Source organism: Enterococcus mundtii (assembly GCF_002813755.1).
In the GTDB taxonomy this organism is placed as follows: Bacteria; Bacillota; Bacilli; order Lactobacillales; family Enterococcaceae; genus Enterococcus_B; species Enterococcus_B mundtii.
Genome location: NZ_CP018061.1, coordinates 920,001 through 942,178, shown reverse-complemented (window position 1 = coordinate 942,178; position 22,178 = coordinate 920,001). Strand labels below are relative to the sequence as shown.

General features: G+C 37.6%; 22 protein-coding genes, 15 tRNA genes, 1 rRNA gene and 2 pseudogenes (1 of these 40 only partly in view). 3 read left to right on the top strand and 37 right to left on the bottom strand.

The window, feature by feature from the left end; all coding sequences use genetic code 11:
• Positions 1–126: 126 nt before the first annotated feature.
• The 12 genes and pseudogenes from EM4838_RS04700 to EM4838_RS04650 all read right to left on the bottom strand — a co-directional run bounded on the left by EM4838_RS04700 (position 127) and on the right by EM4838_RS04650 (position 5,271).
• On the bottom strand, positions 127–432 hold the full coding sequence (locus EM4838_RS04700) for a hypothetical protein (RefSeq protein WP_071866318.1): 306 nt from the start codon (positions 430–432) through the stop codon (positions 127–129).
• A gap of 9 nt (positions 433–441) precedes the next feature.
• A complete protein-coding gene (locus EM4838_RS04695) occupies positions 442–1,689 on the bottom strand; it encodes an alpha/beta hydrolase family protein (RefSeq protein WP_071866317.1) in 1,248 nt (415 codons plus the stop codon).
• Positions 1,686–2,093 carry a hypothetical protein gene (locus EM4838_RS04690; protein ID WP_071866316.1) on the bottom strand — a complete coding sequence of 136 codons (408 nt, stop codon included), beginning with the start codon at positions 2,091–2,093 and terminating at the stop codon, positions 1,686–1,688. The genes EM4838_RS04695 and EM4838_RS04690 overlap by 4 nt, the downstream gene beginning before the upstream one ends.
• A gap of 25 nt (positions 2,094–2,118) precedes the next feature.
• Complete coding sequence (locus EM4838_RS16680; protein WP_179948052.1) at positions 2,119–2,448, bottom strand: hypothetical protein; 330 nt, start codon at positions 2,446–2,448, stop codon at positions 2,119–2,121.
• Positions 2,445–2,852 (bottom strand): hypothetical protein, encoded by a 408-nt coding sequence (locus EM4838_RS04680; protein ID WP_071868091.1) that lies wholly within the window; start codon positions 2,850–2,852, stop codon positions 2,445–2,447. Before EM4838_RS04680 ends, EM4838_RS16680 begins: the two co-directional genes overlap by 4 nt.
• 25 nt (positions 2,853–2,877) lie before the next feature.
• Positions 2,878–3,126, bottom strand: a pseudogene (locus EM4838_RS04675) (lipase); the annotation flags it as partial.
• Positions 3,123–3,536 (bottom strand): hypothetical protein, encoded by a 414-nt coding sequence (locus EM4838_RS04670; RefSeq protein ID WP_081367483.1) that lies wholly within the window; start codon positions 3,534–3,536, stop codon positions 3,123–3,125. The pseudogene EM4838_RS04675 and the gene EM4838_RS04670, both read right to left, overlap by 4 nt.
• Positions 3,537–3,561: 25 nt before the next feature.
• Positions 3,562–3,810, bottom strand: a pseudogene (locus EM4838_RS16565) (lipase); the annotation flags it as partial.
• Positions 3,807–4,202 carry a hypothetical protein gene (locus EM4838_RS04665; protein ID WP_169925662.1) on the bottom strand — a complete coding sequence of 132 codons (396 nt, stop codon included), beginning with the start codon at positions 4,200–4,202 and terminating at the stop codon, positions 3,807–3,809. The pseudogene EM4838_RS16565 and the gene EM4838_RS04665, both read right to left, overlap by 4 nt.
• 70 nt (positions 4,203–4,272) lie before the next feature.
• Positions 4,273–4,680: a hypothetical protein gene (locus tag EM4838_RS04660; protein ID WP_100917242.1), complete on the bottom strand. Its 408-nt coding sequence runs from the start codon at positions 4,678–4,680 to the stop codon at positions 4,273–4,275.
• Between the two features lie 19 nt (positions 4,681–4,699).
• Positions 4,700–4,954 carry a hypothetical protein gene (locus tag EM4838_RS04655; RefSeq protein ID WP_100917241.1) on the bottom strand — a complete coding sequence of 85 codons (255 nt, stop codon included), beginning with the start codon at positions 4,952–4,954 and terminating at the stop codon, positions 4,700–4,702.
• Complete coding sequence (locus tag EM4838_RS04650; protein WP_307725283.1) at positions 4,951–5,271, bottom strand: hypothetical protein; 321 nt, start codon at positions 5,269–5,271, stop codon at positions 4,951–4,953. Before EM4838_RS04650 ends, EM4838_RS04655 begins: the two co-directional genes overlap by 4 nt.
• Positions 5,272–5,818: 547 nt before the next feature.
• Between EM4838_RS04650 and EM4838_RS04645 the strand changes: the two genes are divergently transcribed.
• Complete coding sequence (locus tag EM4838_RS04645) at positions 5,819–7,039, top strand: MFS transporter (protein ID WP_071868030.1); 1,221 nt, start codon at positions 5,819–5,821, stop codon at positions 7,037–7,039.
• A gap of 152 nt (positions 7,040–7,191) precedes the next feature.
• Here the strand turns inward: EM4838_RS04645 and EM4838_RS04640 are convergent, their stop codons facing one another.
• The 7 genes from EM4838_RS04640 to EM4838_RS16675 form a co-directional block, all read right to left on the bottom strand.
• Entirely contained in the window at positions 7,192–7,860 is a 669-nt protein-coding gene (locus EM4838_RS04640) for a DUF624 domain-containing protein (protein ID WP_071868031.1), read from the bottom strand.
• Positions 7,861–7,872: 12 nt separating this feature from the next.
• The gene (locus EM4838_RS04635; protein WP_019724157.1) at positions 7,873–8,709 is read right to left on the bottom strand and encodes a carbohydrate ABC transporter permease; all 837 of its coding nucleotides are present in this window, start codon (positions 8,707–8,709) and stop codon (positions 7,873–7,875) included.
• A gap of 13 nt (positions 8,710–8,722) precedes the next feature.
• Positions 8,723–9,619 carry a carbohydrate ABC transporter permease gene (locus EM4838_RS04630; RefSeq protein ID WP_065095643.1) on the bottom strand — a complete coding sequence of 299 codons (897 nt, stop codon included), beginning with the start codon at positions 9,617–9,619 and terminating at the stop codon, positions 8,723–8,725.
• A 219-nt stretch (positions 9,620–9,838) separates the two neighbouring features.
• Complete coding sequence (locus tag EM4838_RS04625) at positions 9,839–11,104, bottom strand: ABC transporter substrate-binding protein (RefSeq protein ID WP_071868032.1); 1,266 nt, start codon at positions 11,102–11,104, stop codon at positions 9,839–9,841.
• A 35-nt stretch (positions 11,105–11,139) separates the two neighbouring features.
• Positions 11,140–12,273, bottom strand: a complete 1,134-nt coding sequence (locus EM4838_RS04620) for a glycoside hydrolase family 88 protein (protein WP_100917240.1) — start codon at positions 12,271–12,273, stop codon at positions 11,140–11,142.
• Positions 12,274–12,284: 11 nt separating this feature from the next.
• Complete coding sequence (locus EM4838_RS04615; protein ID WP_071868034.1) at positions 12,285–14,072, bottom strand: DUF2264 domain-containing protein; 1,788 nt, start codon at positions 14,070–14,072, stop codon at positions 12,285–12,287.
• Positions 13,981–14,286, bottom strand: a complete 306-nt coding sequence (locus EM4838_RS16675) for a hypothetical protein (protein WP_179948050.1) — start codon at positions 14,284–14,286, stop codon at positions 13,981–13,983. The genes EM4838_RS04615 and EM4838_RS16675 overlap by 92 nt, the downstream gene beginning before the upstream one ends.
• A 331-nt stretch (positions 14,287–14,617) precedes the next feature.
• Here EM4838_RS16675 and EM4838_RS04605 point away from each other — a divergent pair, with 331 nt between their 5' ends.
• Positions 14,618–15,673 (top strand): LacI family DNA-binding transcriptional regulator, encoded by a 1,056-nt coding sequence (locus EM4838_RS04605; protein ID WP_071868035.1) that lies wholly within the window; start codon positions 14,618–14,620, stop codon positions 15,671–15,673.
• A gap of 181 nt (positions 15,674–15,854) precedes the next feature.
• Here EM4838_RS04605 and EM4838_RS04600 read toward each other — a convergent pair whose 3' ends face one another.
• Both EM4838_RS04600 and EM4838_RS04595 read right to left on the bottom strand, forming a co-directional pair.
• Positions 15,855–17,528, bottom strand: coding sequence for a hypothetical protein (locus EM4838_RS04600; RefSeq protein ID WP_071868036.1), 1,674 nt, complete (start codon positions 17,526–17,528; stop codon positions 15,855–15,857).
• A 3-nt stretch (positions 17,529–17,531) separates the two neighbouring features.
• A complete protein-coding gene (locus tag EM4838_RS04595) occupies positions 17,532–18,380 on the bottom strand; it encodes a discoidin domain-containing protein (protein ID WP_071868037.1) in 849 nt (282 codons plus the stop codon).
• A gap of 596 nt (positions 18,381–18,976) precedes the next feature.
• Here EM4838_RS04595 and EM4838_RS04590 point away from each other — a divergent pair.
• Complete coding sequence (locus tag EM4838_RS04590) at positions 18,977–20,488, top strand: helix-turn-helix domain-containing protein (protein ID WP_071868038.1); 1,512 nt, start codon at positions 18,977–18,979, stop codon at positions 20,486–20,488.
• Between the two features lie 169 nt (positions 20,489–20,657).
• Here EM4838_RS04590 and EM4838_RS04585 read toward each other — a convergent pair.
• From EM4838_RS04585 to rrf, 16 genes are all read right to left on the bottom strand, one after another.
• A tRNA-Leu gene (locus EM4838_RS04585) sits at positions 20,658–20,741 on the bottom strand.
• Positions 20,742–20,758: 17 nt separating this feature from the next.
• A tRNA-Gln gene (locus EM4838_RS04580) sits at positions 20,759–20,830 on the bottom strand.
• A gap of 9 nt (positions 20,831–20,839) precedes the next feature.
• Positions 20,840–20,912 (bottom strand) — tRNA-His (locus EM4838_RS04575).
• Between the two features lie 64 nt (positions 20,913–20,976).
• Positions 20,977–21,061 (bottom strand) — tRNA-Leu (locus EM4838_RS04570).
• A 16-nt stretch (positions 21,062–21,077) separates the two neighbouring features.
• Positions 21,078–21,148 (bottom strand) — tRNA-Cys (locus EM4838_RS04565).
• Positions 21,149–21,186: 38 nt separating this feature from the next.
• Positions 21,187–21,258: transfer RNA gene (locus EM4838_RS04560), tRNA-Gln, on the bottom strand.
• A 10-nt stretch (positions 21,259–21,268) separates the two neighbouring features.
• Positions 21,269–21,341: transfer RNA gene (locus tag EM4838_RS04555), tRNA-His, on the bottom strand.
• Between the two features lie 2 nt (positions 21,342–21,343).
• Positions 21,344–21,417, bottom strand: a tRNA-Trp gene (locus tag EM4838_RS04550).
• A gap of 6 nt (positions 21,418–21,423) precedes the next feature.
• Positions 21,424–21,504: transfer RNA gene (locus EM4838_RS04545), tRNA-Tyr, on the bottom strand.
• A 1-nt stretch (position 21,505) separates the two neighbouring features.
• Positions 21,506–21,581: transfer RNA gene (locus EM4838_RS04540), tRNA-Phe, on the bottom strand.
• 42 nt (positions 21,582–21,623) lie between these two features.
• Positions 21,624–21,696: transfer RNA gene (locus tag EM4838_RS04535), tRNA-Asp, on the bottom strand.
• A 9-nt stretch (positions 21,697–21,705) separates the two neighbouring features.
• Positions 21,706–21,778: transfer RNA gene (locus EM4838_RS04530), tRNA-Val, on the bottom strand.
• A gap of 16 nt (positions 21,779–21,794) precedes the next feature.
• Positions 21,795–21,866 (bottom strand) — tRNA-Glu (locus EM4838_RS04525).
• A gap of 16 nt (positions 21,867–21,882) precedes the next feature.
• A tRNA-Ser gene (locus tag EM4838_RS04520) sits at positions 21,883–21,971 on the bottom strand.
• Positions 21,972–22,010: 39 nt separating this feature from the next.
• Positions 22,011–22,084 (bottom strand) — tRNA-Asn (locus tag EM4838_RS04515).
• Between the two features lie 12 nt (positions 22,085–22,096).
• Positions 22,097–22,178 (bottom strand): 5S ribosomal RNA (rrf, locus tag EM4838_RS04510) (it continues 34 nt past the right edge of the window).

The following is a 22,178-nucleotide window of genomic DNA, read 5'->3' as shown; positions in this document are numbered from 1 at the left end:
AGAATTAACTTTTAGCTGTTTATTGTACTCGTAAAAAGGTATGATTTCCCCTCAATCAGAAGATACGTGCGATTGTTCCGATTCAACGACATGTTGGTATGTTTTTATGTAATGATTGCTCTTTTATCACTGACTTAACTTTCGATAAGCCGCTTGATACTCTCGTTCTAAATCATCGAATCGTTGATGTAACTGACGTCGTTCTGAATTTAATGCTGTCTTATATTTCTCTTCTGCAATTTGATATTGTTTCCTTGCTCTCATCAATGGTTCGTTATCAAGGGCTAACCCATTTAGACTTCGCCTTAACAGTTGTTCAGATTGTTCAACTAATTCTTCTCCTTTTCGGTTGAAATAACGCAACAAGTCTTCCTCTTCTTCTAGTTTGATTCGTTTTCTCTGATAGTCTGCTTGCAACTCTTCAATCGTCATTTTCTTCCCTCATCCCTTTAGTTGATTGGCTAATTCTTGATCTCGTGCGACTAAATCATCGATTTTATTTTTGATTTCTTTCGCCAATTCGTCATAGCGTTCGCCTTTTCGTCTGGCTTTTTGGATTCGTTGTTGACATTTTTCCTTTGGCGTCATTACGTGTGTTTCCCATGTCACGCCAACAGATGCCAATGTTTCTTTTACTTCCCAAGCAGTCAAAGAAGGGGCAGCATGTTCCGCTCTTCGTACTTCTTCTGCCCAATTCATTTCGATTCGTTCAATACTACTCTGATTGATTCGAATGACTTCTTCCATTGCACTTTTAGTCTTTCGTCCCATTGTTTCTACAACTACCTTTGTTTGACTATGATTCAAATAAATTCGCTCATTCGCTGACAAATGTCCTCCACTCGCAGTAAACTTCTCACGCCATTTTTTCAACGTACCCAAATCACTTGAGAAATCACTCATTGCTTTATGTTTTTCCTGTTGTATACTTGCTTTCGTATTATAGTCGTTCTCTGGAATGATCAGATTTCCGTATTTATCAAACCTCCAAATATCTAAACCATGATAATCAAACGGATTCATTAACCCCATTTCCATGCTTATTTTTATTTCTGCGCCTGTTCCATCTCCCATGAGATTGCCAAGCAATTCATCCCCACGATTACGATAATTCGTCAACATCCCCGGATTTTCCTTTATCCATTTTTTTGCTTCTGGAGATAATAGTTCGTAAGGATCTGGCCCATTGAACCCAACATTTTTCCATTGGTTTTCAGCTGCGATATACAAGGCTAGATACTGTCCTAATGAATGTCCAGTTGTAGAAATTTCGGCATCTTTATACTCATTCTTTACCTCTTTCGCAAACTCAGTTGCTGACGTCAATTGCCCTGAAACACGTGCTTGACTAGGTGTCATAGAAAAACCCGGACTAACTGTTTTATCAAAAAAACCACCGATCGTTCGTATATCTGTTTCTATATCCTTAAAATCTGATGTATTTGTTCCTGCATAAGAAATCACTACTTGGGAAGTATCAACATTCCCTTTTTCATCCAGCGGAGCGACTGCCATAGCTTGCATGCCATCTGTTTTCGAGTTTTCACGGAGTTTTAGTATTTTGAATTCATTCTTTCCGTCAGTAATCATAGCGTTTTCTCTCATATCGGGATTATACTGTTTATTGTTTGGATCCAACCAATAAACTTTTTCGCTAAATTTATTGTACTGCTCGTCAGTAAATTTCATATTTTATCCTCCATATTATTTGAAAATATCACATAAATTGGATTTTTCGTAATTCCTTTTTTTTGAATATTTCTATCATTAATAATATATGAGTAAATTTCATTATGTTTTTTTGAGAAAGTAAAAGAAAATGACACTTGCTTTTTTTCTTTATTTTTCATTGTCACAAACATCCCATATGTTCCTGTCATGTCATTCTTACCAGAACGTTCAAACTTTATCTCTGTAATATCTGCAAATGTATTTTTTAAAACTTGCGCCGCTTGCTTCTCCACTGCTAACAATTCTTGGGCTTTTCTTTCTTCTCTCTTATCCATATATACTTTCCCTCCAATTACGATTATTACCAAGCTGAATATTACTGTGATACCTATTAACATTTGTTTATTCATTCGTTTTTTCATCGTCCATCTCTCTTTTTAACTATTGTCAATACACAAGAACGACTGTTTTATCGAAAAAACCACCAATCGTTCGTAAATCTGTTTCTATATTCTTAATATCTGATTTATTTGTTCCTGCATAAGAAATCACTACTTGGGAAGTATCAACGTTCCCTTTTTCATCCAACGGAGCAACTGCCATAGCTTGCATGCCATCTGTTTTAGAGTTTTCACGGAGTTTTAGTATTTTGAATTCAGCCCCACCGAAATTGCGAAATGATCCTTCTTTTAAATCAGAATTATATTCAGGGTGGTTAAGATCTATTCGATAAACCTTATTACTTATACTATTATAATTTTCATCCGTAATTGTCATACATAATCCTCCTCACCATTTGAATAAATCACTTTTATTTTGTTTTTCGTAATTCCTTTCGTTTGTATACTTCTATCCTCTATTCCGTAATCAAGAATTTCACGGCTATGTTTTCCAAAACCGTATGAAAAATACACTGATTGTTGTTTGGTATTTGTCATAGTAACAAACATGTCATAAGAACCTGTCATGCTGAAGTACCCTGAATGCTCAATTTTCACCTCTAAAATATTCGCAAATATATTTTTTAAAGCTTGGACAGATTCTTTTTCTGCTATTAATAATTCTTGTGCTTTTCTTTCTTCTCTCTTATCTATATATGCTTTCCCTCCAATTATGATTATTACCAAACTAATTATTACTGTGATGCCTATTAACATTTGTCTTTTCATTCGTTTATTCATTTTCTATATCCTTAATATCTTATATATTTGTTCCTGCATAACAAATCACTACTCGGGAAGTATCAACGTTCCCTTTTTCATCCAACGGAGCGACTACCATAGCTTGCATGTCATCTGTTTTCGAGTTTTCTTTGAGTTTTAGCATTTTGAATTCAACCCCACCGAAATTTTGAATAATCCATTCCTTTAAATCAATATTATATCTAGGATGTTTAGGATCTAGCCAGTATACCTGCTCACTTATTTGATTATAGTTTTTATCTGTAATTATCATACATAATCCACCTTACCATTGGAATGAATCACTTTTACTTTATTTTTCGTAATTCCTTTTACTTGTACTGTTCTATCTATAACTCCATAGCTACCAATTTCACGACTATGGTTTCCAAAACTATAGGAAAAACAAACAGACTGGCCTTTAGTATTTGTTAGAGTAACGCGCATGCCATGAGCCCCCGTCATGGAAACTTTGTCATATCCTGCATCTTCCATCTTCACTTCTAAAATATCCGCAAATATATTCTTCAAAGCTTGGACCGATTCTTTTTCTGCGATTAATAATTCTTGGGCTTTTCTTTCTTCTCTCTTATCTATATATGCTTTCCCTCCAATTACGATTATTACCAAACTGATTATTACTGTGATACCTATTAACAGTTGTTTATTCATTCGTTTTTTCATTTTCTATATCCTTAATATCCTATATATTTGTTCCTGCATAAGAAATCACTACTTGGGAAGTATCAACGTTCCCTTTTTCATCCAACGGAGCGACTGCCATAGCTTAGGTGCCATCTGTTTTAGAGTTTTCTTTGAGTTTTAGTATTTTGAATTTTTTCCCGCAAATAAATTTTATAGAACCTTCTCTAAAACTTGTATTATGTTTTAAGTGCTTAGGGTCTAACCAATATACTCTATCGCTAAGCCACTGATACTGCTCATCTGTAAATGTCATATTTCATCCTCCTGACCATTACTATAAGTTACTTTTATTTTTCTTGTGGTTATTCCTTCTTTTTGTATATCTATATCTTCTATTCCATAAGCGCCTAATTTATTTGTTTGTGATATAAAGCCATAATCAAAATAGACTGACTCTCCTTTAGTATTTGTCATTGTGACCATTGCTCCATAAAATCCAGTCATATCATTTCTATCAAAATGTTCAATTTCCACTTCTGCAATATACGCAAATGTATTTTTCAAAACTTGCACTGATTGTTTCTCTACTGCTAACAATTCTTGCGCTTTTCTTTCTTCTCTCTTATCCATGTATAATTTCCCTCCAATTACGATTATTACCAAACTGAGCATGACTATTATACCTATTAACAGTTTTTTATTCATTCGTTTTTTCATAATCCCTCTCGCTTCTTATCGATATCGTTAATACACCAATCTGCCTATTTCACTAGATTCAAACATCTTCCTCCTCCCCGTTGGAATAAGTTACTTTTACTTTGGTATTAGTTACCCCTTCAATTTGTATATGGCTATCTATAATTCCATAATCACCAATTTCTTGACTATGTTTTCCAAATCCATACGAAAAATAAACTGATTGGTCTTTAATATTCTTCATAGTAAGAAACATTCTATATGAACCTGTCATATTGTTATAAGCTGTATCCTCAATTTTCACTTCTACAATATCCGCAAATGTATTTTTCAAAGCTTGGACCGATTCTTTTTCTGCCATTAATAATTCTTGTGCTTTTCTTTCTTCTCTCTTATCGATGTATACTTTCCCGCCGATTCCAATCATTACCAAACTAATTATTACTGTGATGCCTATTAACATTTGTCTTTTCATTCGTTTATTCATTTTCTATATCCTTAATATCTTATATATTTGTTCGTGCATAACAAATCACTACTCGGGAAGTATCAACGTTCCCTTTTTCATCCAACGGAGCGACTGCCATAGCTTGCATGCCATCTGAACCAAAGTTCTCTTGAATCTTTAAAATTTTATATTTTTTATCTATTTTAAAAATAGTTCCCTCTGTCATATCTGAATCATATTTCTTATCATCATTTTGATCTAACCGATATACTTTATCACTAAATTCTTGATATTCTTTATCACTAAATGTCATAGTTTACCCTCCATATTATTTGAGAATACGATATGGATCGGTTCTTTTGTGATCCCTTCTTTTTGAACATTTACATTATTGATAATATATGAACCAATTTCATTTCTCTCTTTCCAAAAAGAAAAAGAAAATGAGTCACGTTCCCCTTTTTTATTTTTGATTGTTACAAATAGGGTGTATGAACCTGTCATTTCATTTTTAGCAGAACGTTCAAATTTAACTTCTGCAATATCCGCAAATGTATTTTTTAATACTTGGACCGATTGCTTCTCGACTGCTAACAATTCTTGCGCTTTTCTTTCTTCCCTGTTATCCATGTATACTTTCCCGCCGATTCCAATCATTACCAAACTGATCAGCACTACTATACCCATTAAAAGTTGTTTGTTCGTTTTCTCATCTCTCCCTCTTTTCCTTTCAAAAATAAAGTTTCGCTTCTCTATTTAATAGATACGTCAAAGACAATCAAAAAACGAAAAACTGAGAAACATCCTCTAAACAATTTATCAGCTACTTCTCCATCAAAATAAATCGTTATTTAATAGTTGCTCATTTTTGGAAAATCCAAAATCAATGCGGTTGATTCATCTTTATATTTAAGGATTCAATTTCACTACTATCTCTTAGATCAATTTATTACGCAACTCATCCTATCATTTTTACATTGTTATTTATTACATTCCTAATAAAAGATCTTTTTAGTATCATAATCGTTTGCATGAGTACTTCCCTCCTATTTGTTCTTTACAAATTTTTTTAGATATGATAAATTCGTGACAGCAATTAGGACACATTCTCCGAAAAACCCTTTTGGGCATATAAATTGTTAAGCACATGATTTATATCAAAAGGGAGAGAATACAAATGTCAAAAATTATTTATGATGAAAAGAATTGGAAAACGAACATAGCATACTTACTAACATCGCAAGCCATCTCAATGATCGGAACGATGTTGGTACAGTATGCTATTATTTGGCATGTCACATTATCAACCCAATCAGGAACGATGGTTGGTTTGATGAACGCTATTGGCATCTTACCAATGGTGCTGGTCATGCCTTTTGCAGGAGCACTTGCTGATCATTACGACCGAAAAAAAATCGCTATTTTATCTGATAGCTGCGTTGCACTTGCTTCTTTGTTCATGGCGATTTTATTGATGATAAACAAAGAAATGGAGCATAATCTTTTCTTATTATTGGGACTGATATTCATTCGCTCTGTAGGTCAAGGATTTCAAACGCCTGCTGTCTCTTCGCTCATTCCACAAATTGCCAAAGAAAAGCACTTAGTACGGATCAACGGCATTGATCAAACGATCCAAGCTGTGATGATGCTTGCAAGTCCTGCATTAGCAGCAACATTACTGACAGTTTTACCTTTAGAGATGATATTGATGATCGACTTTGTGACAGCGGTTATCGGTGTGACTATGCTGTTTTTTCGAGTAACAGTTTCCCCAATGAAATCTCAAGAAACAAATAAAATAAACGTGTTATCCGAAATAAACTCAGGTATCAAATACCTCCGTACTCATAAAATCCTGCTCGCACTGATCCTTGTTGGTTTTATGGGCAGTATATTTTCTACACCTGCTGCAAATTTAGCGCCTTTACAAATCACTCGTAATTTTCATGACGGACTATGGCAGCTATCAGCCATTGAGATTGGTTTTGCTGCTGGGATGTTAGTTGGAGGATCTGTGATGAGTACTTGGGGAGGTTTCAAAAATAAAATCAAAACGATTGCTTTAGGCTATTCATTATTGATTCTTCCTTTTATTTTGTTAGGTCTGACATCAAATTTCTGGCTGTATTTCGCCATGATGGTAGCAATTGGTTTTGTTGTGCCCATCTCACGAACTGCTATGGTTTCATTCTTCCAAGCAAAAACCGATCATGCCCATATGGGGCGTGTCATGAGTTTAGTAACAATGGCAATCAGTATTGCTTCACCGGCTACGATGTTGATTTTAGGTCCATTAGCAGATGTCATCTCAATTGATTGGATCATGACTGCAAGCGGGCTGTTCCTGATACCACTTGTCCTATGGCTATTGGTTGGAAAAAGCTTTCGATTCTAGTATCTATTGAACTTTCCCCTATATCTTCGTGGCACTGATCAATGAATATTATTCAAAATGAATATTATTCAAAATGATTAGCCCCCAAAAGTTAGATTTTTGGTCTCACTTTTGGGGGCTGGTTGTTTTTCAAATTTTTTATTCTTTAGCGTCTACTGATTTTGACTTAAATGTCGATAGGTCTGCTTACAGTTCAAATAAATCAAGCCTAGAAATAAACAGGGAGTGAGTAAGAAACCAAATTGGGGCTTAACGACCATCACGATCAGCAAAAGAAACACCAAAATAGTATTCAATAAACTAATGTACCACTTTTTCAATACATAATAGAAAGAGACGTGGTAGATTTTTCGTATGGAGATTTCTGGATTTCTTACTTGGAGATAAAAGTTATTCGCGATCAGACTAATAGCTAAGATGATCAATAAGAAAAAGAAAGGAATGAGCCATTTTCCGATTGGTTGGTGCATGAAAAACAGGATATCGACAAAAGAGATCACGATTACAAGATATCCTGGACCACCTAAGTACATACTTTTTTTCCATGCCCGGCGATACAATTGAAAAAAAGTTTTGACTGGAACTTCGTTTTCTTGGATTCCCTCAACAAACCAGGCAAAAATTGTCATGGCGGCAGGTAAGAAAAAAAACAGACTTCCTAAGAAAATGAGGCTATTCCTGATATCGATCGCAGTAGTTACTACGACTAAAAAAAATGGGAGATTCACCAGTAATAAGCATAGATTGCCCGCCAGAAAACTATATGCTAAACGAAACAGCTTCATGTAAACATTCGTTTCAAATGTTTGCTTTTTAAACATAGTCTTTCCTTTCTATCCTTTGACCCCAGAAGAAGCAATACCTTCAACAAAATATTTTTGCATGGCTAAAAAGACAATCGCAACTGGTAAAACAGACAACACAGACGCTGCCATGATCAAGGCATATTCCGTATCGTACAAGCCAACGAACATTTTCAATCCTAATTGGATCGTTTTGTTTTCTGTAGATGACAGATAAATGAATGGTCCCATGTAGTCATTCCATGTATTGACAAAAGTGATGATCGTCAAACTAGCCAAAGCTGGTTTAGTCAATGGTAAGATGATCCTGCGATAGATGCCCCATTCGGATAATCCATCAATTCTTGCACTTTCACAAAGTGAATCGGGAATACTACTATAGTATTGTTTCAATAAAAATACGCCAAATGCACTAAATGCTTGTAACAAAATCAAAGAAAGTAACGTATCAGATAATCCTAATTGCCGCATCATGATAAATTGTGGGATCATATAGGATTGCCATGGAACAGCGATCGTACCAATATATGCAAGAAAAAGGAGGTTTCTTCCTTTAAAATGCATTTTAGAGAAACCATAAGCAGCAAAACTTGATGTAAATAACTGGATCAACGTGATCACGATACTTAAAATGGCTGTATTTTTGAAAAAGGTCAATAATGGAATGCGTGTCCAAATGACCGAATAGTTTTCTGGATGCCAGGTTTTAGGTATCCATTGGATCGGAACCGAAAAGACATCATTGTTCGCTTTGAATGACGCAGAGATCATCCAGATAAAAGGGATCAAAGTGAGCAGTGAAAAAATTAGAAGTAACGTAAATACTAAAATTTTATGAAATGATTTTTTTTCTGATCGATTATTCATCCGTTCTCCTCCTTTACACTTTCTCTCGGATCTGATTCCATTTAAACTGGATGACTGTAATCACAAGGACGATGACAAACAAGACCATAGCAATCGCGGAAGCATAGCCGAAATTGAATTTTACGAACGCTTCACTATAAACTTGATAAACTAACACATTGGTCGCACGCCCCGGTCCTCCATCAGTCATCACTTGAACAAGGTCAAAAATCTTGAAGCAATTGATAACCAACATGATCGTCACAAAAAAGGTTGTTGGGCGCAATGCAGGCACGGTGATGTGGATGAATTGTTTCCATTTATTCGCACCATCCATTGCAGCTGCTTCGTACAATTCTTTCGAGATCCCTTGTAAGCCAGCTAAGTATAAAATCATGTAGTATCCCATTCCTCGCCAGACACTAACGATAATGATCGCTGTCAATGCCCAATCTGAACTAGACAACCAACCAGGGGGATTTTCGATAACCACACGTAAAAACTGGTTGATCGGTCCCATAGTAGGATGGAACAACATACTCCACACCACTGCGATTGCTACTAATGATGTGACATACGGAAAGAAAAAAGCTGTCCGAAAAAATTTGACTCCTTTGATTTTCTGATTCAATAAAATGGCCAAGCCCAATGAACATATCAATGTCAACGGAACCACACCGATCGTATACAAAAAGGTGTTTTTAAGAGAGATCCAAAATGTATCATCCGATAACATGCGAGTGAAATTTTGCAGACCAACAAATTCGGGTGTACTAAAGGAATCCCATTTCATAAAGGCTAAAATCAATGAAAAAACAACAGGTACTAAAGTAAAAATCAAAAATCCAATAAAATTTGGCGCAATAAATGACCAAGCAATCAACGTATTTTTACGTTTTAGTTTACGTGAAGCTGACTTCGTTACTTCCATAGCTTGATGTCAAAAAAACCAATTGGTTCTTTTAACGCTCCCCCTTTCATTAAAGGCAATAACAGGTATTCCTGTTAGCTATACACTGAAGGCGCAGAGAAAGCTACTTCAGCATATAGTTGACAAGATAGCGGAGGAAAATCATTTATCCCCCTTATTTATTTGATATGAAAATGAAAGAAATCTTACACCTTCAAGACAAAATTGCCACACACCTTTTTATTCACTTTCTTGTTTTACTCGTTTTTCCATATTACCAATTGCTTCTTTTGGTGTTTCGTCTCCTACTAAAATCAGTTCATGTTCTTCTTGTAAAATCTTATCGATAGCTGGTCCGTTTTCATCCACTGGAAACTCAATAGCGATCTTCTCCGGATTGAAAGCTGTTTGTGAGACTTCGTCATTTGGCATTCCCTTACGGCTAAAGTACAACTCATTGATCGCATCTGTGCGATAAGAAGGTACTACACCTACTTCTGCTAATACTTTTGCTCCCGCTTCACCCGAACAAAAATCAAGGAATTTTTGCGCTAGTTCTTGTTCTTTCGAGTTCTTATTGATCGCAAAGGCTGTTGGTGACCCAAATGTTTGGATTTCCTTTCCTTTTTCATTTTGTGGCATTTGAGAAATCCCCCACTCCACATCTGTTGTTCCAGCATCGATATTAGTCAACAAAGCGCCCATGTACCAAGAGCCCATATACATCATGGCTGCCTTGGAGTTTTCAAATTGAGATTGATAGGTCACATTCGTCGACTTGGCCGTACCAAAATCCATCTGTGCTTGGTCTTCTTGCATCCGCAATACACGGTCATAGTACTCACCTAAAAATCCATAATCTGGCTCCACCAGATTTTTATTATTTTGCGCAGCAGCAATCGCTTGAACAGTCGAACGCCACGTATGTTGGTATGCACCGTATACTTGCTCTTCTGGTTTTGAAAGTTCTTTCGCTAATTCTTCGTATTCTTCCCAAGTCAGATTATCTGGATAAGGCAATCCTGCCTCATCAAATAACTTTTTATTATAATAAAGCACCCAAAAGTCTGTACGATACGGTTGCGCATAGGTTTTTCCATCAATATCATACATCTCGTAGCTTTCCATGGCAGGGTCTGTGTCTAAATCTTTGATGTGCGAAGATAGATCGACTAATTGATCTCTTAATGCATAGTTTGAATAAGACAAGAGATTTTTCATCGTCAACACATCTGTCGAATCTCCGCTGGCTAACATCGTGGTCAATTTCGTATCATAATCATCTGAAGCAATATCGACTGGTTTCACCGTTACCCCTGGATTTTCCTTTTCAAATGCCCGAAAAAGTTTGTCAAATTCTGGCGTAGTATCATAATTCCACGTACTGACCGTCAACACCATTCCATCCGTTTGATCTTGTGCTTGGTTTTCATTTCCGCAGGCCCCCAACCATAGCCCTCCACTAACAAGTAATCCAGCAACTAAACTTTTTTTCCAAAACTTCATATTCCAATTCCCTCCATTTCTTTCATCTTAGTTTTTTACCAGTAACTGTACCAAACTTTTTTCAGTCTTATCAGGGCTTCTACATAGTAGTAATCCCCCCAGATCATGCACTCCTTCACTCCTTTATTTGATTTTTTGTCATAAACACCTTCAAGCAATAAGCCATTTGATTGTGGCGAATCCACACTTGTATAACGCTTTAATAACGTTTTCATAATTGTAATAGCAACAGTTTGATAATATTCTTTTTTCGGATCGCTTAATGGCAGTTGCTTCGCCAGTTCCAATAAACCACACACCGCGATTGCCGCAGCGGACGTGTCTCTTTCTTCTCCACTGCCATCATGAAATACTAAATCCCAATAACAGATAGTGTCTTCTGGTAAGCAGTCGATGAAATAGTCAGCTAGTTTTTTGGCTGTTTCTAAAAACGTGTAATCACCTGTATGATTATAACTCAGTGTAAAACCATAGATTCCCCATGCTTGCCCACGCGCCCAACAAGAATCATCTGAAAACCCTTGTTGTGTCTTACCACCGATTGCTTTGCCAGTTTTCGGATCAAAATAATACGTATGGTATGTCGTAAAATTATCACGAACGATGTAACGTTGTGTTTGTTTGGCATGGGCATAGGCAGCTTCTTTATAACTACTCTCTCCCGTCATATTAGATGCAAAATACAGAAGTGGTAAGTTCATCAAACAATCGATGATCATACGCCCACGTTGGTGCTCATCCTCTAAATCTCCCCAAGCTTGAATGATCTGTGTATTATCGTCATAACGCTTCATCAGCCGATCCGCTGCTTGAATTGCTAATTCTTTTGAAGATTCCCGCCGGTTCACTTGATAATCAGCTACTGCTGAGAGTGTGTACAAAAAACCGATATCATGTGTTTCAAGCGCAATGTCATTTTCAAGGCGTTGGCGAAAAGATGCCAATTGTTTTTCGATCGTTGCATCAACCGCTTGGTCATTCGTCAGTTCTTTTACTAGGAAGAGCATCCCTATCCAAAAACTAGCTGTCCAATCCGTGTTTTCCTCTGGAACGTAGACAAGGTCTACGCTCGCAGCAGGTGGTACGGTATCTTGAAAAAGTGTCAGATTTTTTTTGACTTTATTAGTTACAAAATCAATTTCATGTGTCAACCAATCAAATTGTGTCATTCCTACCTCCATTATCTAATCGTTAGTTCGATCGTTTGATTCTTTTGTTGGATCAGTAATTTTTGTCCTTTTTGCTCAATAACTGGCTGGATCACTGTTTCATCAGGTAAAGTCCCTGAAACAAGGGACACAAGCAAGTGTTTGCCTGAGGAGATCTCAGCTGAGACAAAAGGTAACATCGTACGTGGGTAAAAGAGATTCGTATTTGGTTCCGTTCGCACAACATCCGCTTTTTCATACCCGATGATGCCCTCGATCTTTGAAATTCCGATACTTGTTTTTGCTTCGATACTTAACGCCTCTGCTTTTGGCAAAGTCTGTTCGAGAGGGACACTAAAACCTCCGTCATACGCATGTATAGCATCTGTTGTTTCAATTTCATGGACTCTGACGTGACAGTTTTCCAGTGGAACGATCGTGGAATGGATTTTGACGTCTTCCCACGGAGACCATTCATGGATGATACGATCAGGTAGAACAGAAAAATCTAGGTCTAACCCTTTCGGACGGAAATAATGACCATCTTTTGCCAAAGCTAACGTACTGTCGTAGGCACCTTCGTAATACCAATAATCAGATTTTGGGACACTGAAACCGAAGCGTGTCGAATAGACGAATTTACTATATTTGGCATGTGGGAAGCTTTGCTGATTGACAAACTGCCCAGCTGGGAAAGCTTGAAGATGCGTTAATGACTGATTATATTGGTAAAAATTTTTACTTTCCGGCATTGCTAGTGTCTTTTCTTCAATTTGTAGTGGACATATTTCTGCTTGCCAATACGGATGATCATCAGGTACAGCTAATAAGAGAAAACTCTTCATTGCCCAATAGGGAGAACCCGGTCCGTTATACCCTTCCCCAAACACTAGATTTTGATAATGATATCCAACAGTTAGAAGCCCATCTGTCGAGAAAATCTCTTTATCCATCCAGTTTTCTAAATGACGACTAAGCAATCCTTTGATTTCACCCCAAGGGAGTGCTTCCACATCCGCGAACACCAAGGCACTGAAAAAGCTCGCTTGGGCAAAGCGGTATGTCAAGCTACGTCCAAAAGGTAATGCTTCGCCATTCGCATCAAACCAATATTTAAATGTTTGAGCAAAAAGAACGGCCCGCTCTTTGATCCGTTTTGTGCGGACTGGATCTTCCTCTGCCATAAAATGGGCATATACTAAGCTGTAATAGTGGATTGCAAATGAGACGTAGTAATCATATTGCGTATCTGCCCCATCAAAATACCAACCATTGTCATTGTAAAAATGCTCGATCACTTCAAAATCTTGATCGATTTGTTGCTGTGAGTAGGATTTGCCACATTTTTTCAATGCGATATTCACCAATATACGGAAAAAATACCAATTATTTTTAGGGATTTTACACGAATTCACTGTGAATAACCACTCTGCCAGGTTCGTCTGTTCCCTCGAAGTTAAACGTCCCCAGATTTTTTCAGGATTCAAAAGGAGCGTCGTACTTATTGAAGCCATCTCGACAATCAACTGATCATAGTCTGTTACTGTCCCCCAATACTCATCACTCTGTGGATCAGTCCCTGCAATGATTCCTTTCAGATAATCAGATGCTAATTCAGCATCATCTTCGTCGACCAGATAAGGACCAACTCCCCAGAGTGGACGTAAAAATGCTTCAACTTCTCTTGTTGCCTCTGAATAGACGGTCCCATGTGTTCCTAGTTTTAATTTACCCGGTTGGTTTTTGTAATAAGGACGTAACGGTGCCATTAACTGGCGAAAATTTTCTTGCCATTGTTTTTTTGTACGAAATTGTTGCATGTATATTCTTCCTTTCAATTAAAAATCCTTTGATAAACCCATAATATTCTCCGTAAACGATCACTTCATCGCCCACATTGATTGTTGTTGCTTGTTCATTGAATACTTGGTAATCACTTGAACCACTTCTCAGAATAAAGCGATCGCCTTTTTCTATTTGTTCTTGAGCATCTGATCGTATAATTTTTCCTTCGATTTTTACCCACTGATGCAACGGGACCTCTGCTGACTGATATTCTTTTTCAGTAAAAACATGCGCCTTTTGCTGGATTTCTTCTTTGATTTGATTCTCAAAAGCCTTCTCTTGTTGTCGGCTATTTGTTTGACATCCTGTACAAAAACTAACGATAAAAATAAATTGTAATCCGAAGAGAAATCGTTTGATTTGTCTCCCCTCCTAATGAAATCGTTTTCTTTTACTAAATTTTACCTAAAATTAGTAAAAAGTCAACATTTTTTTGGTAAAAAAATAAATATTTTTACTTGCCTTTTTACTGAAATTACCTATACTATAATTAATAAAGTCTATTATCCGGAGGTAGCTTATGGCGACGATCACCGACATCGCAAAGGAAGCAGGCGTATCGATTTCTACTGTTTCACGCGTATTAAATTATGATGATACACTCTCAGCAACAGAAGAAACAAAACGTAAAGTTTTCGAAATTGCAGAAAAGCTGAACTACACTAAATATAAAAAGAAGGCAAAAAAAAATGGCAATTCCCACTCAGCTAATGAACTGTTGAAAAAAAAAGGTGTCCTTGGTTTGATTACTTGGCGCACGAGTGACGAAGAACTAGAAGATATTTATTACATGTCCATTCGTTTAGCTGCCGAAAAACGTGCGGTGGAACTTGGCTATCACGTCATTAACTTTTCCCAAAACGAACAACATCAAATCCAAGCAGTCGATGGCATCTTAGCAATCGGTAAATTCACGCAAGAAAAAATTGATGAATTAAATACTACTGCGCCAAATCTATGCGTCGTCGGATCAAATTTTCCTTTTCACGATTATGACTGTGTCAATACTGATTTTGGTCAAGCCACTGAAGTCGCACTTACTCATCTCTTAGATTTAGGACATAAAAAAATTGCCTATATCGGTGCAGAAGAAAGTGCCAATCTCTACGGTTATCGAACCTACAAAACACCAACGACTAATACGTATATCGATATGATGAAACATCATCAGCTATTCGACGAAAATTATTTTTTCGTAAAAGAAAATAGTTCTCTTGACGTCAAAACGAGTGAATCACTGACAGAAAAAGCCTTAGCACAATGGCAAGACGATCTACCGACTGCCATTTTAGCCGCAAATGATGCTTTTGCTATCGGTATCATCCATACATTGAATGCTCATCAGATCCAAGTACCTAAACACATTAGCGTGATGGGTATCAATGATTTATCGATTTCTCGCTACATCACGCCACCCCTTTCAACGGTCAGAGCTTATACAGAGGAAATGGGCGAAACAGGCATCAATCTTTTACACGAACGTATCCACTCCCCGGGTATTGCGAAACGAATCCTATTAGATACAGAATTAATCGTCCGTGGCTCAACTACCCCACCAAATAAAAAGAACTCATGATAGATAGATGAACTTCCGATAAATAAGCTAGAAAACCCGATTTTTTAAAACTTTTGGGTTTTCTAGCTTATTTACGAAGGAATTGCTTCTGAAACACCATTTATTCGGTTGCGAGGATGTGTGTGTCACTACCTTATTCCATTAAACAAGTCGCACGCTTATCGCTGATAATCACGTGTCCTCATTTACTTTTGATCGCAATCTCGATCTGGATTGTTTCTTCTTTCAGCAACTGATAAGTCGCTTGGATCAGCGTAGCTTCATTTTTTTGGCCATAGTGATCGAAATAACTTTCTCTGATCAACTGCACAGGTTTTGAAAAATACATCTCACACTTTTCTTTTTCTCCTGTGATACATACCGTTTTTCCTATAACTTCCACTGGATTTGTCGTTATAAAATTTTCAATAACTAACTGATTTTCTTTTTCGAATGTAAATGCATCACTCAAAACAAGTTGTCGTTTCGAACGATCCACTTCTATTGTCCGATCCATCTGGCGTAGTCCTATCTGCGAAGGATACGTGGAAGCCAATTCGGTCTTGAAGACTCCACCAGTTCTCGTTGATTGAAAACTCGTATCTTCCGCTGAAACAGCTCCAGGTAATTGGTAACTGTTCGCAACGATAGGTATGCTATGCCCAAGCGCGCTGTTCACTAAGAAAAGATAACGTGTTTTTTCATCAAAGTAATCTTTTGTATATTCTCCCGCCCCAAGATCGGTAAGAAATAAGTCTTCTCTCGTACCAAATACGAAATGACCAATATCTATATGATTATGGCTTTCATCATTTCGTCCTCCCTTTGCTGCAAACACCAGATTTTCTTTCGGAGATCTAAGAACGCCCCATGCCACATCCTCAAAATAATGAATGATTTCGTTTTGATCATTCAAAATATGCTGGTTTGACCAGAGTAAATTACGTAATAAAGGGGCAAAACGATAACAATGATCAAAATCTAAATCATTGATTCTCTCAACTTCGGGAATGGCGACATGAAACCTTTCCTGACAGAAACTCAATAATCCACTTGGTAAATCCGCTGGGTGGTAGTCGGAAAACGGTATAGCCTCTGTTTCAGCGAGCATCACATAATTAGGGAAAGCCGCGATTTTTTTCACTTTATCACCCAACAGATAGCGGTCATCATCATAAACTTGTTGGTACTTTTCTGCAAAATAAATATAATAACCAAATCCGTATGCCCAATAGCTGACGCCTTCCTCACATGCGCCATCCATACCAAAACTTCGTAAATAAGAGGCCATACAACGATCTACCTTCCTCAATATCTCCGCTTGTAATTCATCGCCTTTTTCTTGTATATCCAAGGCAGCCATACCAATCGAACCACCTACAACCGCACTCCAATTGTTTTCAAATGATTCAAACGGCCATGTGTTTGTTACAAAAGGAACGAAGAGTCGTCGATCGATTTCCGACCGGATTCGAAACGTCAAGAGCTCAGATAATTCTTTCTCAAACAGCTTGACTATCTCTGCTAACATTTGTCCTGTCTCAGCTGCAAATAAATCGATCCATGTCGGTGCATCCACACGAAAGTGATTCGCTTCAATTGGTAAATGAGCTGGTAAACTCCAACTATACTCATTGCAGATCTCCCATAAAACTTGTTCTAACCCTTCAACTACTTTGGCTTCTTTTTTTTGCAATAAGGACAACGCCAAGACAGTAGCATGTTTACGTCTTGCAAAGTAAGCCTTCTCAAAAACCAATCGCTCTCCAGTCATCAAAAACTCTCTATACCCTGAGACTGGCAACTCAGGAACTACTTTATTCATAAGATACTCTTTTTTGGCTTCTGACAGTTGCTTCAAAAAGTATTTTTTCATTGCTTATCCTTTCATCGGCTGATCATTCATGCCCCACAATTCAATTTGCGTCAATGCAGGAAACGGCGATGGGTCATTCGCTTGAATAAGATCACAAAAGCGAATAGCTTTGGTCTTTCTTGCACTAAATGAAAAATATTGTGGTTGAGCTGTTTTTTTAGTCGCAAACGTTTCACTAGTTCCATCGTCAAACTGAATCGTCACATTCGTCCAGTAACTATCATGGGGAAAGTCTGCTCGCCATGTAAAACCAACTTTATCCAATTGGACCTCTCGACCAAAATCAATCGTCAAAGCTGCATCAGCTTGCTGATTGATGCCCCAAGATTGAAATGGGTATGAACCATGAGAATGATTCGCGTATACGCCATCAATCGCATTACACGCAAAGAAAGTGGCATCATTTCTCGTTTCCACATTTGCACTCGCATGTGGATACGCACCAGTTTTTTCTTTTTGATCATGCGGATTCAACGCTAAATTACGATACATCTTCACTTCCTCTTCAGAAGCACAACGAACACTTAGATAATGTCGTCCCCCAGAAAAACGAGTCTCCGGTCTGGCTTTGATACGATTGGAATGAAATGATACTTCATAGGTCCATTTATTTCCCGGTAGATAGATCAGTGAACTTTCTAAAGTTTCATCTAGTTTGACCCATAGGTACCTCCCAGATTCATCCATTTCGACAACAATTTGATCTCCTTCTTGGTACTCAAATTTTCTCATAGACAAATGCACAAAATTTTCTGCTGTCACAACCAAATCTTTTTCTATTTCTTCTTCTCCTTGAAAACTTTTTCTTGGAACTCCTTCTTTATCATAAACCGCTAATGTTAACTTCGCCATTTCACTACCCCCTAGTGATCATTTTTATCTATTATAACGTGACTGGTAAGAAAAGAAAACGATTTATTTTACTAAATATTTAGTAATTTAATTTTCGTTATTTAGTTAGAAATACTATTTCCATTTCTAATAAATTCAGAATGAAACTTGCTACTACTACTAAAACTCAGTCTTAACAACTGAATATCTCACTACATATTTGCATTCATAAAATAATATTTTATTTAGAATAAGATTAGATTAAACAAATAAATAACTTCTTATCACTAACTAAAATTACATAAAATCGATTACATTCATTATTAAATTTAATTAAAATGAGATTCAACATAACGCTTTATCTATTTAAAATAATATTTCATCTAATTCATAAATGAGTTTCATCGCTCAGAAATAAGAATTATCAAAGATAATATATAATAGAGCCAACTAAATCATCGCTCATCGACAACAGTTAAATAAAAATGTGAAAATAATGATAAAATGATTGATTAAATTTTAAATAACTAATACACTATTAGTAATAACTATATTTTCATCTTCTAAAGTGTACTTATTTTCAAATTCTATATTTGTCTTAAAGAAAGGTTCCTCTCATGAATAATTTACCTATGACATTACAATTAGATAATCAATTCAAACGACAGTATAACTTACTACAGTTTATACGTACGCACCAAAGTAAAAATTTAACCCTTAGTGATCTATCACAAAAGTTAGGAACATCAAAACCAACTTTACGAAAAGATATCGATATTATCAATCATTCCTTACCTACGATTGACTTTCAGATTACTTACAATGAACAAGGATTCTTACAAATAGATCCTCAAGAAATCTCTGTCGATTCAGTCATTACTATACTAGCTAAAGATACAACCATTTATCGGATGATGGACCTATTGCTTCATAACAAAACGTATAGTACAGAACAATTATCAGACCACTTGATGATCTCTCGTAGTTCAATTTTCAATATCATTCGTCATATGAATGAAGTACTGAAAGAGTATCGCATATCGATAGCAACCGGACCGCTCACTTTTATTGGCAAAGAAGAAGATATTCGTTTTTTACTCTTTTCTTTTTATTCAAGCTTTGGTGATAGTCAAATCATCGATTCTGATAGCAATCAACACGCGCAATCAATTATCGCTCATGGTCGAAAAAGTGGGATAACTTTCCTGCATTTTAGCCATTTTCGTTTTTCGCTTTGGTTATCGATTGCTAAAGTTAGAGGGCAGTCTAAAAACTTTTGTCACTTTAACACTAGCACCATTGATTTAGTCAAAAAAAATCGAGGCTACCAACTGATTGAACCTCTGATTGCCTCCTATTATTCTTCACTCTTCAAGCTAACGATTCCTGAATCAGAATCACTATGGCTGTATCTCGTTTTTTTACATTGTGTTTCTTATTCAAATGGGCAAGGATTAGATGAAGAACGAACCTACGCCTTCCGTTGTCAAGAAGATGCAGTGGTGGTCGATGCAGTCCAACGTTTTTTATTACAGGTTTTTCCAAAACAGATGCTGGATAATGGTGCTTTAGACAAAATCGAAGCCTTCTTGATCAATACAAGATTACTCTCAAAGATGAGCCCGTCATATGAAATGACTTCTGTAGCTTTGATTGATTTAATGAAAGAAAAATACCCAGAGCTTTTTCACCTTTGGCTTCAGCATTTAGAGCGATTAAAAGTCCATCCGATGTTTGAGTTCACACATCTTGATCACTTAGCAGCTAGCCTAACCACGTTCCATGCAACGATTTTAAGGATCAAGTCACAACAACCTCTGAGGGTCATCGTAGCACTACAAAGTTGCCCCTCGATGGACGATTATATTATTCAAGAAGCAGAATTACTCTTCTTGCGACAAATCTCAGTCAAATTTTTGATTGAACAACCAGTGACAAAAAAAGAAATCAATGATCATCAAGCCAACCTGATCATCTGCAACTATGATCTACATGTGAACGAAGATTTCCCATGTCCGATTCACCGTTTGCCTAATATTCCTACACAAGAGGATTGGACACTTCTAATGGATAGAATCACCCATTTAAATTCAGCCACTTCCACAACAAACTATACAGGCTATTTTTAATCACTTGGATATTTATTTATAAAAAATACCCATTGAATTATTTTGAGATTTCAAATAATTCAATGGGTATTTTTCCTGGCGTATATTATCCGTTCGTATATATGCCTCAATGCCGATAACGTCTAACAAAGAAAAAAGCACCAACGTATAGACTACGTTAGTGCCAAAATACCGGCGGCCGGGGTCGAACCGGCACGATCGTGAGATCACTGGATTTTGAGTCCAGCGCGTCTGCCAATTCCGCCACGCCGGCAAATAAATAGATAAAAACTGGGGTAGCTGGATTCGAACCAACGCATGAGGGAGTCAAAGTCCCTTGCCTTACCGCTTGGCTATACCCCAATAATAAAGGGCGAATGATGGGAATCGAACCCACGAGTGTCGGAGCCACAATCCGATGCGTTAACCACTTCGCCACATCCGCCATAATAAAATAATTTGTTATTTAATTTCCGAATAAAAAACTAAGATGTGGTCATCTTAGTTAATACCGGCGGCCGGGGTCGAACCGGCACGCCCTCAACGGGCACTGGATTTTGAGTCCAGCGCGTCTGCCAATTCCGCCACGCCGGCAATGTAATTAGTACTAAGGCGGTAACCGGATTTGAACCGGTGATGAAGGTTTTGCAGACCTCTGCCTTACCACTTGGCTATACCGCCATTATACTATTTTAAGCTATAAATTAATATTTATAGGACTGGGGTAGCTGGATTCGAACCAACGCATGAGGGAGTCAAAGTCCCTTGCCTTACCGCTTGGCTATACCCCAATGAAAAAAAGGCGAATGATGGGAATCGAACCCACGAATGTCGGAGCCACAATCCGATGCGTTAACCACTTCGCCACATCCGCCATGGCAGGGGCAGCAGGAATTGAACCCACACTAACGGTTTTGGAGACCGCTGTTCTACCTTTAAACTATGCCCCTATAAAATGGAGGAGAGTGGATTCGAACCACTGAACCCTAAGGAACGGATTTACAGTCCGTCGCGTTTAGCCACTTCGCTACTCCTCCATGGTGGCGCGGGACAGAATCGAACTGCCGACACACGGAGCTTCAATCCGTTGCTCTACCAACTGAGCTACCGCGCCATAAAGAATATATTATTTAATTTTTTAATTGAATAGAAATGACGGTCCCGACGGGAATCGAACCCGCGATCTCCTGCGTGACAGGCAGGCATGTTAACCCCTACACCACGGAACCAAATCATTATGGAGGTTAACGGGATCGAACCGCTGACCCTCTGCTTGTAAGGCAGATGCTCTCCCAGCTGAGCTAAACCTCCAATGTATCCAATTAAATGACCCGTACGGGATTCGAACCCGTGTTACCGCCGTGAAAGGGCGGTGTCTTAACCGCTTGACCAACGGGCCAGTAAAACATCAATTACGGAGAGTAAGGGATTCGAACCCTTGAGACAGTTTGCACCATCTACATGATTTCCAATCATGCTCCTTCGGCCTCTCGGACAACTCTCCAGAGTGAAAGAAGCTCATTACTCTTCTCATAAATGAGAACTCCGGCAGTAGGACTCGAACCTACGACATCATGATTAACAGTCATGCGCTACTACCAACTGAGCTATGCCGGAATAATAATACCAGCGTGGCGGCGTCCTACTCTCACAAGGGGCAACCCCTCACTACAATCGGCGCTAAGAAGCTTAACTTCTGTGTTCGGCATGG

Bases quoted from the DNA above. Each gene is read 5' to 3' on its own strand.
- EM4838_RS04680 (WP_071868091.1), bottom strand. From the start codon at position 2,852: ATGAATAAACGAATGAAAAGACAAATGTTAATAGGCATCACAGTAATA.
- EM4838_RS04670 (WP_081367483.1), bottom strand. From the start codon at position 3,536: ATGAAAAAACGAATGAATAAACAACTGTTAATAGGTATCACAGTAATA.
- EM4838_RS04625 (WP_071868032.1), bottom strand. From the start codon at position 11,104: ATGAAGTTTTGGAAAAAAAGTTTAGTTGCTGGATTACTTGTTAGTGGA.
- EM4838_RS04695 (WP_071866317.1), bottom strand. From the start codon at position 1,689: ATGAAATTTACTGACGAGCAGTACAATAAATTTAGCGAAAAAGTTTAT.
- EM4838_RS04650 (WP_307725283.1), bottom strand. From the start codon at position 5,271: ATGGATAACAGGGAAGAAAGAAAAGCGCAAGAATTGTTAGCAGTCGAG.
- EM4838_RS04590 (WP_071868038.1), top strand. From the start codon at position 18,977: ATGAATAATTTACCTATGACATTACAATTAGATAATCAATTCAAACGA.
- EM4838_RS04660 (WP_100917242.1), bottom strand. From the start codon at position 4,680: ATGAATAAACGAATGAAAAGACAAATGTTAATAGGCATCACAGTAATA.
- EM4838_RS04600 (WP_071868036.1), bottom strand. From the start codon at position 17,528: ATGAAAAAATACTTTTTGAAGCAACTGTCAGAAGCCAAAAAAGAGTAT.
- EM4838_RS04595 (WP_071868037.1), bottom strand. From the start codon at position 18,380: ATGGCGAAGTTAACATTAGCGGTTTATGATAAAGAAGGAGTTCCAAGA.
- EM4838_RS04665 (WP_169925662.1), bottom strand. From the start codon at position 4,202: ATGAATAAAAAACTGTTAATAGGTATAATAGTCATGCTCAGTTTGGTA.
- EM4838_RS16680 (WP_179948052.1), bottom strand. From the start codon at position 2,448: ATGACAATTACGGATGAAAATTATAATAGTATAAGTAATAAGGTTTAT.
- EM4838_RS04640 (WP_071868031.1), bottom strand. From the start codon at position 7,860: ATGTTTAAAAAGCAAACATTTGAAACGAATGTTTACATGAAGCTGTTT.
- EM4838_RS04620 (WP_100917240.1), bottom strand. From the start codon at position 12,273: ATGACACAATTTGATTGGTTGACACATGAAATTGATTTTGTAACTAAT.
- EM4838_RS04615 (WP_071868034.1), bottom strand. From the start codon at position 14,072: ATGCAACAATTTCGTACAAAAAAACAATGGCAAGAAAATTTTCGCCAG.
- EM4838_RS04655 (WP_100917241.1), bottom strand. From the start codon at position 4,954: ATGACATTTAGTGATAAAGAATATCAAGAATTTAGTGATAAAGTATAT.
- EM4838_RS04690 (WP_071866316.1), bottom strand. From the start codon at position 2,093: ATGAAAAAACGAATGAATAAACAAATGTTAATAGGTATCACAGTAATA.
- EM4838_RS04635 (WP_019724157.1), bottom strand. From the start codon at position 8,709: ATGAATAATCGATCAGAAAAAAAATCATTTCATAAAATTTTAGTATTT.
- EM4838_RS04700 (WP_071866318.1), bottom strand. From the start codon at position 432: ATGACGATTGAAGAGTTGCAAGCAGACTATCAGAGAAAACGAATCAAA.
- EM4838_RS04645 (WP_071868030.1), top strand. From the start codon at position 5,819: ATGTCAAAAATTATTTATGATGAAAAGAATTGGAAAACGAACATAGCA.
- EM4838_RS04605 (WP_071868035.1), top strand. From the start codon at position 14,618: ATGGCGACGATCACCGACATCGCAAAGGAAGCAGGCGTATCGATTTCT.
- EM4838_RS04630 (WP_065095643.1), bottom strand. From the start codon at position 9,619: ATGGAAGTAACGAAGTCAGCTTCACGTAAACTAAAACGTAAAAATACG.